At 73.6% G+C, this 13,830-nt stretch carries 11 protein-coding genes; 1 reads left to right on the top strand and 10 read right to left on the bottom strand.

The genetic code is table 11. The annotated features are described in order from the left end of the window. Positions 1 to 256: 256 nt before the first annotated feature. The 10 genes from AB3M81_RS15905 to AB3M81_RS15950 are packed head-to-tail and all read right to left on the bottom strand — an operon-like array spanning position 257 to position 8,981. The gene (locus tag AB3M81_RS15905) at positions 257 to 2,908 is read right to left on the bottom strand and encodes an AfsR/SARP family transcriptional regulator (RefSeq protein WP_412904903.1); all 2,652 of its coding nucleotides are present in this window, start codon (positions 2,906 to 2,908) and stop codon (positions 257 to 259) included. Between the two features lie 15 nt (positions 2,909 to 2,923). Further along, complete coding sequence (locus tag AB3M81_RS15910; protein WP_412904904.1) at positions 2,924 to 3,343, bottom strand: TadE/TadG family type IV pilus assembly protein; 420 nt, start codon at positions 3,341 to 3,343, stop codon at positions 2,924 to 2,926. Then, the gene (locus AB3M81_RS15915) at positions 3,340 to 3,753 is read right to left on the bottom strand and encodes a TadE/TadG family type IV pilus assembly protein (RefSeq protein WP_412904905.1); all 414 of its coding nucleotides are present in this window, start codon (positions 3,751 to 3,753) and stop codon (positions 3,340 to 3,342) included. Before AB3M81_RS15915 ends, AB3M81_RS15910 begins: the two co-directional genes overlap by 4 nt. After that, entirely contained in the window at positions 3,750 to 4,142 is a 393-nt protein-coding gene (locus AB3M81_RS15920; RefSeq protein ID WP_412904906.1) for a TadE/TadG family type IV pilus assembly protein, read from the bottom strand. Before AB3M81_RS15920 ends, AB3M81_RS15915 begins: the two co-directional genes overlap by 4 nt. A gap of 3 nt (positions 4,143 to 4,145) precedes the next feature. Next, complete coding sequence (locus tag AB3M81_RS15925; protein ID WP_412904907.1) at positions 4,146 to 4,349, bottom strand: Flp family type IVb pilin; 204 nt, start codon at positions 4,347 to 4,349, stop codon at positions 4,146 to 4,148. Positions 4,350 to 4,377: 28 nt separating this feature from the next. Then, on the bottom strand, positions 4,378 to 5,277 hold the full coding sequence (locus AB3M81_RS15930) for a type II secretion system F family protein (protein WP_412904908.1): 900 nt from the start codon (positions 5,275 to 5,277) through the stop codon (positions 4,378 to 4,380). Further along, positions 5,274 to 6,131 carry a type II secretion system F family protein gene (locus tag AB3M81_RS15935; protein WP_412904909.1) on the bottom strand — a complete coding sequence of 286 codons (858 nt, stop codon included), beginning with the start codon at positions 6,129 to 6,131 and terminating at the stop codon, positions 5,274 to 5,276. The genes AB3M81_RS15930 and AB3M81_RS15935 overlap by 4 nt, the downstream gene beginning before the upstream one ends. Further along, positions 6,131 to 7,438 carry a TadA family conjugal transfer-associated ATPase gene (locus AB3M81_RS15940; RefSeq protein ID WP_412904910.1) on the bottom strand — a complete coding sequence of 436 codons (1,308 nt, stop codon included), beginning with the start codon at positions 7,436 to 7,438 and terminating at the stop codon, positions 6,131 to 6,133. The genes AB3M81_RS15935 and AB3M81_RS15940 overlap by 1 nt, the downstream gene beginning before the upstream one ends. Then, positions 7,438 to 8,214 carry a CpaE/TadZ family protein gene (locus AB3M81_RS15945; RefSeq protein ID WP_412904911.1) on the bottom strand — a complete coding sequence of 259 codons (777 nt, stop codon included), beginning with the start codon at positions 8,212 to 8,214 and terminating at the stop codon, positions 7,438 to 7,440. The genes AB3M81_RS15940 and AB3M81_RS15945 overlap by 1 nt, the downstream gene beginning before the upstream one ends. Then, a complete protein-coding gene (locus AB3M81_RS15950; RefSeq protein ID WP_412904912.1) occupies positions 8,211 to 8,981 on the bottom strand; it encodes an SAF domain-containing protein in 771 nt (256 codons plus the stop codon). The genes AB3M81_RS15945 and AB3M81_RS15950 overlap by 4 nt, the downstream gene beginning before the upstream one ends. 160 nt (positions 8,982 to 9,141) lie before the next feature. Between AB3M81_RS15950 and AB3M81_RS15955 the strand changes: the two genes are divergently transcribed. Further along, positions 9,142 to 13,692: an FtsK/SpoIIIE domain-containing protein gene (locus AB3M81_RS15955; protein WP_412904913.1), complete on the top strand. Its 4,551-nt coding sequence runs from the start codon at positions 9,142 to 9,144 to the stop codon at positions 13,690 to 13,692. The last annotated feature ends 138 nt before the right edge of the window (positions 13,693 to 13,830 follow it).

Here is a 13,830-nt window from a genome sequence, read left to right on the forward strand (position 1 = left end):
TAACCCACATCGTTCCCGGAGGTCTTCGCTACGTCACCTGTTCACAACGTCCCGGGGAACTACAGCTAGCGCTCGCCCGACCCGGTGGTTGAGTAGCTGGCGAGGAACGAGCCGCGTATCGAAACCACCACTCTCAGACGTGATCTCGATACACCGTCTCGCTGCGCTCGCCGGCACTCGATCACCGGAGAATCCCGGTGGTTGAGTAGCTGGCGAGGAACGAGCCGCGTATCGAAACCACCGCCCGTCGCCGACCTCAGGAGATCTTCGTGCCTGCCTGGGGCCAGAGCTCGTCGATGAGCGTCGCGGTGGTCGGGTCCAGCGGCTCGCCCTGCAGGGCCTCCTCGAGCTGCTGCACGGCGACCGCCACGGCCGAGGTGCCGCCCGTCGCGTGACGGGCGCGCAGCACGATGCGCCACGCCTCGTCGTGCGTCGGGTAGACCCGCAGGATCGCGCCCGCGGCGGCGGCGGCACCGGCCGGGTCGCCGCCGTCCTGCAGCAGCGTGGCCAGGCGCAGCGCGGCGTCGATGACCAGCTCGCCGATCGTGCGCGGCAGGTCCAACGTGGCCACCCACGCGTAGCGGCCGCGCGGGGCGTCCTCGAACGCCGGACCGCGGATCAGCTTGAGCGCGCGACGCAGCAGGTCGATCTCGTCGCGCGGGAACTCGGCACGACGGCTCGCGATCACCAGGTGGCGGAACGCGTCCCAGTCGCAGACCACGTCCGGACCGAGCGACAGCCGGCCGTCGAGGCTCTCGCGCAGGCGGTGTCCGCCCTCGCGATCCGAGCCCAGCCACACCCGGGCACGCTCGATGTTCGCGTCACGGACCTCGGGGGTCACGCCCAGCGGCCACACCGCACCGGCGAGCACCGTGGGGTGGACGCCCTCGGGGTGCAGCGCCAGGAACGTGACGATCTCGGTCATCACCGAGGCACGACGGTCGTCCGCATCGCCCGGACCCTCCACCGCGACCGGGCCGAGCACGCCGACCCGCGCGGTCGCGGTGAGCCAGGCGGCATCGTCGGCGTCGCGGCGCGGCAGCGCGATGGCCACCCGCTCGCCGTCGCCCGGACGCGTCGTCAGGCCGGCCGACGCGAACAGCGCCGCCACCGCCTCCGCGTGGTGCGCGCCGATCCGGTTGGCCGTGACCGCCAGGCCCAGCTGGGGCACGTGCAGCGTGCCGTTCTCGTCCACGTGCAGGCGCCAGCGCGCCGCCTCGTGCTCGCCGATGGCGACGGCGGCCAGACCGGGACGGCCCGCCGCGATCGACGCGACCCGCTGCATGGCGTACGACGGGATGGTCGAGCCCACGGCGAGCACCGTGACCTCGTCGTCACGCAGGCGTCCCGTGAGGACGTCGGTGCCGCGCCCCTCCTCCAGCTCGCTGGCGGCGCTGTCGACGTCGGCGACGAGCGAGATCCGCTCGGCGACGGACGCGATGGACGCCGGCAGGCCCGTCGCGAGCACCCGCACCGAGCGCGACCACGGGCTGACCGCGGCCTGCAGGGCGAGCGACGTGACGACCTCGCTGCTGACGTGCAGGTCGCCGCCGATCGTGATGAGGCCGCCGGACGAGGCCAGGTCGACGAGGACGTCGCGGCCCTGGTTGTCGACGCCGAGGCTCACCAGCGACGGGTAGGCGGGGTCGGCGTCGGGCGCCTCGAGGGCGGCCAGGTCCTCGGTGGAGCGCCAGATCGCGCCGTCGTCGACGGCCTCCCAGCCGGGGACGGCCTCGGGGACGGCGGGCGCGAGGTGCAGCTCGACCGTGTCGCTGCCGACGACGGCCGCGTACGCCGCGGGCACGTCCACACCGGTCTGCGCGCAGGCGAACGCCAGCTGGCGCAGGACCGTCTCGAGCATCCCGGCGCGCTCGGGGTCGGCGGCGAGCCGCAGGTCCGCCTCGGTCTCACGAGCGGCGTCGTCGGGGGCGCCGCCGGGACGCCGGCGGCGGGCGACGGCGAGCGCCGCGAGCAGGCTGCTGGCGAGCAGGCCGGCGCCCATCCACCACGCCGTGGTCTCGGACTCGGACTGCGACGAGGCCGTCTCGACGTCACCCGATCCCGCGCCGGAGCCGGCCTGCGAGCTGCCGAAGGAGCCGGCGGGCGCCGGGGTGGCAGGGGCCTGCTGGACCGGCATGCGCTCGATGCCCACGGCATCGGACGGCATGACCAGCTGCCAGCCCGGCTGGATCAGGCGCGCGAGCTCGAGCTTGCGCCCGTCCAACTGGACCTTGTCCTTGTTGAGCTCGTAGATCTCCTTGTAGCGGAAGCCGTCGCCCAGGTGGCGCTCGGCGATGTCCCAGAGGTTGTCGTGGTAGCCGTTCTTGGGCGCCTTGACGATGTAGACCAGCTCGCCCTCGATGCGCTGCTCGACGCGCTCGGCGCGCGTCGGCTTGTCCTCGGGAGTCGCCGCCGGGGCCTCCACGACGGCCGTCGCGACGGGCTCGGAGACCGGAGCCAGGTCCGTGGCGGCGGGCCCGGTGGCCGCGGTCGCGGCGGGGCCGGCCACGAGGCCGGTCACGAGCAGGCCGCCGATCAGCGCGCGGGCGAGGTGCTGCAGAGGGCCGGCGAGCGGCACGGTGCGCGCCAGTCCGCCACGGCGCGTGGCGATGACCTCGAGCACGACGCACACGACGAAGACCAGCCACAGCAGCCAGACGATGCCCACCAGGACGGTCACGAGATCCTCGGGACCGAGCTGGCGGGCCAGGTCGCGCAGGCCGGGCACCTCGGTCGGGATCGGCGGGGCACCGCCCAGCATCACGAGGGCGACCGGCAGGCCGACGAGCAGCGCCAGCAGCGCCAGCGCGGACCCGATGCGCGAGGCCGTGGACGACGGCTCCTCGGGCGGCCGGGGCGCCAGCGACTCGAAGCGCGAGGCGTCCGGAGCGGTGGTGGGTTCGGTCATGGGGTCTCCTCGTCGTCAGGACGTCGCCGCGGTCGCCGTGGCGCGCGCCGAGACCGGGTACTGGTTGATGCCGATGAGCTTGAGCATCGTCGTCTCGCTGGTGTCGCGGAGCCGGACCGAGACCGAGTCCACGTTCACCGTCACGGTGAACTGGCCGCCGTCGTAGCCGCGGGCGCTCAGGAACTGCGCCGCCATGGAGCGCGCAAGGCCCGGGTCGATCGCCAGGGCGCCGCCGCTGCGCAGTTGGGCCACGTCGACCGCGTTGGCGCCCGCACGGGCCGCCTGCTCGGCGTCGTCGGCCACGCGCATGCGCGTGTTGATGCCGATGCCGCCGTCGACCACGAGGCCGGCGCACAGCATGAGCACGAGCGACATGCCGAGGACGAAGATCGTGGCGCCGCCGCGCTCGCGCTGGCGCCTCGCACGGATCGTCATCCGAACCTCCTGTACTGGTCGATCGGGGCACTGCTGCTGGACTCGAACTCGCGACTGCCGGTGAGCCCGATGAGGCCCAGGCCGGAGTTGGTGACGGTGCAGCTCACGGTCACGTCCACCACTCCCCCGGCCGCGAAGTCGCCGCTGATGGAGGCGATGCGGCAGGACGAGAAGCTGTCGTTCACGTCGCTGGCATTCGCCGCCGCCTGCGCGGCCGCGCGGGCCGCCGCCTCGCTGCGCTCGAAGGACGCCGCTCGCGCCGCGTCGCGAGCGGCCGCGTCGATGTCAGCCCGCACAGCGACGTAGCGGCCGCCGGCCAGCACGAGCAACGTGAACATCACCAGGATCGGCACCATGAGCACGACCTCGACCGACATCGAGCCGCGCTCGTCGCGCACACGTCTCGTCACGGGCCCACGTCCTGCACGTACTCCTCGATGCGGCCCTGGACGACCTCGCTCACGCGCGGCGAGTCGAAGAACGGCAGCAGCTGGTTCGCCCGGCCGGAGACCTCGGCGCGCATGTTGTCGCCGACCTGCGCGACCTGCACCTGCGGGTCCATCAGCAGGCCCCGGCCCAGCGTGTGCGCCGAGCTCACACCCTTGGCGCGCCCCTTGTCCGCGTCACCGGTGACGCGGGCGACACGTGCCGCCTCGCGGGCCGCGGCGCTCGCGGACTGCTTGGCCAGGTAGGTCAGCGAGAACTGGATCGTCAGGATCATCGCGACCATGAGCAGGGGCGTGTAGAGGACCAGCTCGATCGCGCTGGCCCCCCGCTCGTCCCGTGCCCGAGAGCGCATGGGTCAGGCGCCCTCGATCTGGCTGCCGATGTCACCGGCCTTGCCCTCGAGCGCGCCCATGAGGATGGCGGCGACGGTGCCGCAGATGGCGACGAGGACGGCCGCGATGACGACCCACTCGACGGCGGACGCGCCCTCCTCGCTGCGGGCCTTGTCCAGGCGGGCGCCCAGCACGGTGGCGAGGAATCCGAGTGCGGGATGGAACATGGTTCTTCTCCTTCGATGGGTGGAAGCGTCAGAGCCCGACGATGCCTGCCAGCGCCGGGTAGATCAGGAAGACGAGGAAGCCGGCGGCGAGCAGCAGCTGTGCCACCAGCATGGACTGGGACCGCTCCTGCGCGCGAGTCTCGGAGTCGGCCAGCTCGCGCTGGCGCATCGAGGCGGCACGCGCGGTGAGCGAGTCGCGGACCTTGGCGCCGTCCTCGGCGACGAGGGCCAGGGCGGCCGCGAGGTCGCGGAGCTCCTCGACCTTCATCTCGTCGCCGAGCCGGCCCAGGGCGCTCCACGGGGTGATGCCCTGCAGCCGCGCGTTCTCGATGGTCTCGCGCAGGCGGACCATGCCCCAGCCCTGGCTGACGCCCGCCGCGGCGGACAGCCCCTCGGGGACGCCGCGGCCGCCGGCGAGGTTCATCGACACCAGGTCGAGGAACGCGCTCACGACGTGACGGAAGTCGCGACGGCGGTCGTTGGCCTCCGAGCGCAGCTGGAGCTGGCCGATGGCCGCGCCGCCGAGGGCGCCGACGATCGCGAGCCACATCGGCAGCACGGGGCTGACGTAGCCCATGAGCATGAGCGGGGCGAGCGCGAGGGCCGGGGCGAACGCGCCGACGATCGCCACGATGAGCGTGTTGCCCAGGTGGCTCTCGACCGAGCGGTTCATGACGGCGAGGTCGGAGCGAATGCCGATCGGCAGCTCGATGCCGCGGTCCGCGAGGGCGGTGGCGACGCGCGTGCCGAGCTTGAGCGAGCGGGACTCGCCCTCGTCAGCGGCGACGGGACGCGGGAGCCCACGGCGGCGCTCGGCGTCGAGGCGGGCCAGCTCGGACGCGGCCGTGGCGCCGAACGCGGGCGACCGGCCGATCAGCAGCCAGACGCCGGTGCCGGCGATCGCGCCGGCGAGCAGGATCCAGATCATTGCGCCTCCTGCTTGCCCAGGAGGAACCGCTCGGGCATCTCGAACTCCGACAGGCGGCGCATCCACACGAACCCGGCGGCGAACAGCCCGATCACGAGGATGAGGACGACCTGACCGACCGGCGAGGAGTAGGGCGCGACATACGAGCGGTTGAAGATCGCCAGGCCGAGCACGAACGCGACGGTCACGCCGATGACGATCTGGACGCTGCGGCGGGTGCTGGAGCGGCTGGCGGCGACCCGGCGACGCATGTCGAGGTCGGCGCGGGCCGACCGGGCCAGCGACGACAGGACGTCGCGCAGGCCGGGACCGCGCAGGCGCGCGTTGAGGATCAAGGTGGCGACGATGAGGTCGGCGCTGGGGTCGTCGATGTCGTCGGCGAAGCCCTGCAGCGCGGTCGGCAGCGGGGTGCGGACGCGCAGCCGGTCGGTGAGACGGATGAGCGCCGGGCGGATCGCGGGCGACGCGGCGTAGGCCGTGGCCGGGATCGCCTGCTCGAGGCCGACGGCGCCCGCGATCGTGTCGCGCAGGGACTCGGTCCAGGCGGCGAGGCCCTCGAGTCGTGCCATCGCGCGCTTCTCGCTGGCGACGCCGCCGAACAGCATGGGCGCGAACCACACGAACAGGCCGATCGCGATGCCCAGGACCGGCCAGCCGGTCAGCAGCAGGACGATCAGGCCGGCGCCCACGCCGAGCAGCGCGCGCCGGGCGCTGCCCTGGATGCGGTCGCGCAGGGAGCGCGAGGCCCGCACGGGCGCGTCCTCGTCGCGCTCGGACATGCCGATCACGACGAGCAGCACCCCGGCGCCGACGAGGGCGCCGAGGAGCATGATGAGTGGGGTCTGCGATCCCATCAGTACGCCTGGCCCTCGTACGCGGTGGGACGGTAGCCGTGCATCTCGAGGTCCTCGATGCAGCTGACGGCCGCGGCGGCGTGCGCCATGCCGTCGGGACCCTCGGCGAAGACCTCGCTGGACAGCACGCGGCCGTCGACGCCGTTGACCTCGCGCACCGACGTGATGACGCGGCGCAGGCCGCCGCCGCTCTGGTACTCGTTGCGGCGTTCGACGAAGATCACGAAGTCGATGGCGCCGGCGATGAGCATCATCGTGGCGTCGGCGGGCAGCCGCTCGGCCGACTGGATCGCGTAGGTGCAGATGCGGTTGAACACCTCGAGCGAGGAGTTCGCGTGGATCGTCGACAGCGAGCCGTCGTTGCCCTGGCTCATCGCGTTGAGCATCGTGACGATCTCGTCGCCGAGCACCTCGCCGACGATGACGCGGCTGGGGTTCATGCGCAACGAGCGGCGCACGAGCTCGGCCATGTGGATCGCGCCCTGGCCCTCGGAGTTCGGCAGCCGCTCCTCGAACGCCACCACGTTGGGGTGCAGGTCGGGGAACTCGCCCAGGCCGAGCTCGAGGGCACGCTCGACGGTGATGAGGCGCTCCTGCGGGCCGATCTCGTTGGCCAGCGCGCGCAGCAGCGTCGTCTTTCCGGCGTTCGTGGCGCCCGCGATCATGATGTTCTTGCGCGCTGCGACGGCGGCGGACAGGAACGAGGCCAGCTCGGGCGTCATCGTGCCACTCTCGACGAGCATGTCGAGCGACACGCGACTCAGGCGCGAACGGCGGATGGACAGCGCGGGACGCTGCGTGACGCCCATGACGGCCGACAGGCGGCTGCCGTCCGGCAGGCGGAGGTCGAGCTGCGGATTGGCGGTGTCGAACGGACGGCTGGTCAGGCCCGAGTAGGCGCCCAGCACCTGGACCAGCTCGACGAGCTCGTCGTCGCTGTCGGCGACGGGAGGCATGCGCTTCTCCTCGCCGTTGGCGTAGCCGACGAAGACGTTGTCGCAGCCGTTGATGTCGATGTTCTCGACGTCGGGGTCGTCCAGCAGGGGCTGGAGCCGGCCGACGCCGTAGAGCGCGGCGTGGATGCCGTCGGCGAGCTCGGCCTCCTCGGCGCCCGTGAGCGGCGGGCGGCCCGCGGCGATCTCACGGCGGGCGTGCGCCTCGAGCACGCGAGCGATGACGGCACGCGCGTACTGCCGCTCGTCCTCGGTGGACATCTGCGGCAGTCCGGCCGCGGCGTCCTCGCGACGCTGGCGGGCCAGGGTGTCGGCGACCTCTTCGCGCAGGGCACGGAGCAGCTGCTGGTCCATCAGGCCTCCTGGGCGACGTGGGCGGGAACGGCGAGCGCACGCACGCGCGGCACGAGGTCGACCAGCGAGCGGGCGAACAGCGACCGGGCCATCGCGCGCGAGCTCGAGGCGGGACCGCGCACGACGTTCTTGGGGTCGTGGGCGACCGTGCCGAGCATCGTGACGTCGACCTCGGAGGCGGCCAGCAGCCGGCCGATGTCGTCGACCGCCCGCTGGTCGCGGGGGTCGCCGACCACGAGCACGCCGACGCGCATGCCGCCGGGGCGACCGACCGACCAGGGCTCGCGGACCGTGCTGAGCCGGTCGCGCAGGTGGGCGACCGCGGCGATCTCGGAGCGGACGACGAAGACGACGGCGTCGGAGCCCTCGACGACGGGCGCCACGGGCGAGCCCGCCACGAAGCGCCCGGCATCGACGAGCACGTCGCCGTCGTGCGCGCGCAGCGTGCGCTGCAGGTGCGGCCAGGCCGGGCCGAGGCTCTGCGCCTGCCGCGGGCCCGAGGCGCCGACGAGCACGTCGATGCCCTCGCGCGTCTGCTGCAGGTGGTCGGTGAGCGAGACCTCGTCGCCGGCGCGGACGGCCGCGCCGAGCGAGACCAGGCCGCGGTGCTCGACGAGCGCACGATCGTCGGCGTCGCGCTCGCGGATCGCGAGGTCGCCGCCGACGGGATCGAGGTCGGCCACGACGGCGTCGGTGGGCCAGCGCGCGGCCAGGCCCATGACGGCGGTGCTGACGCCCGGCGAGCCCTTCGCCGAGACGAAGCTGATGACGGTCATCGAGCCACCGCCAGGCTGCGGAGCCGGTCGGTGTCGGTCACCGCCACCCCACGGTCGACCAGGGACATGCCGATGCGGTTGTTGCCCGCGGCGTCGACGATCGCGTCGGCGACCTCGAGCGGCACGAGCAGGGTCGCGGCGGACGAGTCGCTCTCGCCGCCGCCGCCGAGGACGCCGCCGCCACCGGACTCGACCGGCGGGCGCGTGACGAGCGCGAGGGCCAGCGGCTGGCCGGCCGTGTCGCCCTCGCCGATGCGCACGACGCGCACGAGGTCGCCGGAGTCCAGGCCGTCGGGGACGCGGCCCTCGACGAGCGGCACGCCGACCTCGGCGATGCGACCGCCCTCGAGCGGGTTGTCGCGCACGAGCATCGTCGTGTCGAGCAGCTGGCCCTTGTTGAGCGGGACGCGCGCGTAGGTGCCGACGATCGAGGCGAGCGAGTCGACGGGCACGACGATGTCGGAGTCGATCGCGGCGTTGGTCTGGCCGAGCATGTCGCGGGTGATCTCGGTGCCGGCGGGCACGTCGGTGTTGACGACGATGACGGCGTCACGCGAGTCCATGCGCAGCGCGAGCAGGCCGGCCAGGGCGGCACCGCCGACGATCAGCAGCACGCCGAGCAGCGCGACCGCGGGGCGGCGTCGACGCGGCGGGGCGGGGCGGGCGGCCGACGGGGCGGCACGTCCGCCGACCCCACGAGCGGTGCGTGCGCGCTGGCGGTCCTGGACCGCGTCGCTGACCGACTCCGTGCTGGTGCGAATCGCCATGGATGAGGCTCCCCCTTGCAGACGTGGTGTGCGTACCGGTGGAGAGCCCCGCCGCGCCCCCGTTGCACGGCCCCCCGCTGGAACCAGCACAGCCTAGCCCAAAACGGCCATGTGTTCGCGCCGGGGAGCAAGCCTGCCGCCACCCTTTACGCTGAGGCGCATGCGCTTGCTCGTGACGGCTGAGGCGGCATCGTCGGGAGAGAGCCGCGATGTCATCGTCGGCTACTCCCCCTCCAGCACGGTCGCCGATCTCGAGGCCGTGCTCGCCGAGCAGCTCGGGCAGCGTCGCCCCCACGCGGGCGTCGCCGACGTCATCGACCTCGACTCGCGGCGCGGCGGCGACCCCACGGGTCCGGGCGTCTTCCTGGGCACGCAGCGACTCGACCCGTCCGCCACGCTCGCGACGGCCGGCATCCACCACGGCGCGATCGTGGGCCTGGGTGGCCCCAGCCGTCACCGCGGTCGCGAGCCGCAGGGCCTCGTCGAGGTCCGGGTCAGCTCGGGGCGCGGCGCGGGCCGCGTGCACCGCCTGGGCATCGGCACGTGGACGATCGGCTCCGCCGAGCACTGCGCGATCCGCGTCGACGGCGCTCCCGAGATCGCCGCCCGCCTCGAGGTCAACGCGCACGGCGCGGTCTCGGTCACGGCCGACCCGGCCGCCGAGAGCATGACGCTCGAGGTCCCGGTCCGGCGTGAGCCGCCCACCGAGCCCATCGTGCTGGAGGCCAGCGTCGCCACCCGCAAGCGCCGCCGGTTCCGCCGCAAGCGCCCCGGCGTCAGCGCGCTCGAGCAGGGCCGCCAGATCGATCCCGGCGCGCCCGTGCCGCTCGTCCGGCTCGACCGCGAGGCGGTCACGGCGCCGCGCGAGTGGACCGAGGGCATGGTCCTCGGCGTCGCCGACGTGCTGTTCGAGCTCGGTGCGGTCCGGGCGCCGGACGCCTCGCTCTCCCCCTCGCCGAACGGTCCCGAGCTGGACTACAACCGGCCTCCACGCCTGCACCCGCCCGAGCGCCTCCGCGAGTTCTCGCTGCCGAGCGAGCCGAAGCGGCCGGACAAGTCGCCCATCCCGATCGTCATGATGCTCTCGCCGATGGTCATGAGCGGCTTCATGTACTGGCGGACCGGCTCGATCTTCTCGCTCATGTTCATGATCCTGATGCCGGTCATGATGATCCTGAACGCGACGGGCACGCGACGCCAGCAGAAGGTCCGCTACCAGGAGCAGCTCGCCGAGTTCCACCGCCGGCGCGCCGACATCGAGAAGGCCGCGGTCGCCTCGATCACCGACGAGCGCGGCCACCGCCGCTCGGTCTACCCCGACCCCGCGTCGGTCCTGCTGTTCGCGACCGGCCCGCGCTCGCGGCTGTGGGAGCGTCGCCGGTGGGATCCGGACTTCCTCGAGCTGCGCCTCGGCACGAGCGACCTGCAGTCCGACGTCGTCGTGAAGGACCCCACGCGCGAGCAGCACGAGGGACCGCTCCGTTGGACCGCCCCGGACGTGCCCGTCATCGTGCCGCTCGCCCCGACCGCCGTCCTGGGCGTGTGCGGCTCGGCGGAGGACTGCCTGTCCACGACGTCGTGGCTCGTCGCGCAGGTCGCGGCGCTGCACTCTCCCACCGACGCCTCACTGTGGGTCTTCACCGACCGCACGCACGCCGACGCGTGGGAGTGGACCAAGTGGCTGCCGCACGCGCGCACCGACGAGGACCACCCGCGCGCCGCGCGCCTCGCGATCACCGAGGACGACCGGTCGAGCATGATCTCCGAGCTCACCGCGCTGGTCGACCGGCGCAAGGAGCTCGACACCAACGAGCGGGACGCGCTGCCCTCGGTCGTCGTCGTGCTCGACGGCGCCCGCGAGCTGCGCATGGCGCCGGGCATGACCTCGCTGCTCAAGTCCGGGGCGTTCGTCCACGTCTACTTCGTCTGCCTCGACCGCACGCGGCGCGAGCTGCCCGAGGAGTGCCGCGCCGTCGTCGAGCTCGACGGCGACCGCCTCGACCTCGAGACCACGGCGCAGAAGCACCTCGACGGTGTGCGCCGCGACGTCGTGGAGGACGCCTGGCTGGAGCGGCTCGGCCGCGCCCTCGCGCCGATCCGCGACGTCAGCACCGAGGACCTCAGCTCGAGCCTGCCCGGCTCGAGCCGCCTGCTCGACGTGCTCGGCCTCGACGTGCCCACCGGCGAGCTGCTGGTCCGGCGCTGGAGCGGCGGCGGCCGCACGACGCAGGCCGTCATCGGCGAGGGGCTCGACGGCCCCTTCCGCATCGATGTCCGCGCCGACGGCCCGCACGGCCTCGTGGCGGGCACCACCGGCTCGGGCAAGTCCGAGCTGCTGCAGACGATCATCGCCTCGCTCGCAGTGGGCAACCGGCCGGACGAGTTCAACTTCGTGCTGATCGACTACAAGGGCGGCGCCGCCTTCAAGGACTGCCAGCACCTGCCGCACACGGTCGGCATGGTCACGGACCTCGACGGGCACCTCACCACGCGCGCCCTGGAGTCCCTCGGCGCCGAGCTGCGCCGTCGCGAGCACCAGCTGGCCGACGCGGACGCGAAGGACATCGAGGACTACCTCGCCGCCCGGCAGCCCGGCGACGAGCCGATGCCACGGCTGCTCATCATCATCGACGAGTTCGCGGCACTCGTGGCCGAGCTGCCGGACTTCGTCACGGGCCTGGTCGACGTGGCCCGCCGCGGCCGCTCGCTCGGCGTCCACCTGATCCTGGCCACGCAGCGCCCCGCGGGCGTCGTCAACGCCGAGATCAAGTCCAACACCAACCTGCGCATCGCCCTGCGCGTGACGGACGCGAACGACTCCGACGACGTCATCGAGTCGAAGGTCGCCGCCGAGATCCCCAAGTCGTTCCCCGGCCGCGCCTACGCCCGGCTGGGTCACTCCTCGCTCGTGCCGTTCCAGAGCTCGCGCGTGGGCGGCCGTCCCGCCGGCACCGAGCGCGCCGAGCTGCGCTCGCGGGGCTTCGGCGTCGACGAGCTCGTCGCTCCCCCGGTGGCGTCGGCGCAGGAGGAGGACGTGTCGATCCCGACCGACCTCGCCACGCTCGTCGGCGCCGTGCGCGAGGCCAACGACCTCATCGGCCTGCCGCCCATGCGCAAGCCGTGGCTCCCGCCGCTGCCCCAGACGCTCACGCTGGACGACCTCGAGGTGCCGCCCGCGCCGGCCGTCGGCGAGCAGGCCGAGATCGCCCCGATCGTCTTCGGCCGTGGCGACCTGCCCCACCTGCAGCAGCAGGAGCCCGCGTCGTGGGACCTGCAGCGGGCCGGTCACCTCGTCATCGCCGGCCAGTCCCGCTCCGGTCGCTCGTGGTCGCTCCGGACGATCGCGGCCGCCATCGCCCGGCAGACGGCACCGTCGGACGTGCACCTGTTCGGCATCGACGCCGGCAACAACGCCCTGCTGCCGCTCGTCTCGCTGCCGCACGTCGGCGCCGTGGTCACGCGCACCCAGACCGACCGCATCTTCCGCCTGTTCGACCACCTCGGCCGCGAGCTCACCCGCCGCCAGCAGCTGCTGGCCGAGCAGGGCTTCGCCGACATCGCCGAGCAGCGCGCCGCCGTGGCCGGGCCCGACCGACTGCCGTACCTCGTGGTGCTGCTCGACCGGCTCGAGGGCTTCACGACCGCGTTCGAGTCCGTCGACGGCGGCGTCCTGCTCGAGCGCCTCGTCGGCCTGCTGCAGGAGGGCGTCGGCGCGGGCATCCGCATCGTCATCGGCGCGGACCGCTCGGGCATCCTGGGGCGCTACTCGCTGCTCGTGGACGACCGGATCGTGCTGTCGATGAGCGACCCCTCGGACTTCGCCGTGGTGGGCCTGCCCGCCAAGCAGGTGCCGGCGGTCATCCCGCCCGGTCGCGGCTTCCGCGCCGGCGAGCGGCCGCAGGAGATCCAGTTCGCGATGCTCGACGCTTCCGCCGAGGGCACGGCGCAGGTCCGCGCGATCCACGAGCTGGGTCGCGCCGTCACCGAGCGCTACGGCGACCTGCCGCGGGGGCTGCGCCCGCACCGCATCGACGAGCTGCCCGTCGCGATCAGCCTCGACGAGGCGCTGTCGTTCGAGCCGTCCGAGGCCGCGCTCAGCCCCACGTTCGTGCCCGTGGGCGTCGGCGGCGACACGCTCTCGCTGCAGGGCTTCGACCCGCTCGTCACGGGGCCGGGCTTCCTCGTGGCGGGCCCGCCGCGCTCGGGGCGCAGCTCGACGCTGCTCGTCCCGGTCGGCGAGCACCTGGCGCACCGCCACGACGTCCTCGTCATCGCGCCGCGTCGCTCGCCGCTGCGCGACCTCCAGGGTCGTGGCCTGCGCATCTTCACCGGCACCGAGCCGATCGACGAGATCCGCACCGCGATCGGCGAGCTGCGCAGGCAGCACCTCATCGTCGTCGACGACTTCGAGGTGCTCGGCGGGGACTCCCCCGTCGGCCAGCTGCTGGGCGAGACGCTTGCGGCCATGCGCGACACCCCCAACGCGATGATCGTCGCGGGTGGCACGGACGAGATCGGCGGCATGTACCGCGGCCTGACCGCCGACCTCAAGCGCGGCCGCACGGGCCTGGTCCTGGCGCCCCGCGCGTCCAACGACGGCGACGTGCTCAACGCGCGCCTGCCGCGCTCGGTCGGCGCGGCCGTCCCGCCCGGACGCGGCCTGCTCATCACGCCCACCGGCTTCCAGTGGGTCCAGGTCCCGAAGGCCTGAGCGCGCGCCGAGTGGCGCAGAGCGGGGTCGCGAGTGGCGCAGAAGTGCCCGCCACTCGGCGAGTGGCGGGCATCTTTGCGCCACTCGGCGTCCAGGCCGGGCGGTCGCCCACGCATGACGAACGCCCCGGACCGAGTG

Source organism: Aeromicrobium jepli, from assembly GCF_047246605.1.
Classification (GTDB): domain Bacteria; phylum Actinomycetota; class Actinomycetes; order Propionibacteriales; family Nocardioidaceae; genus Aeromicrobium.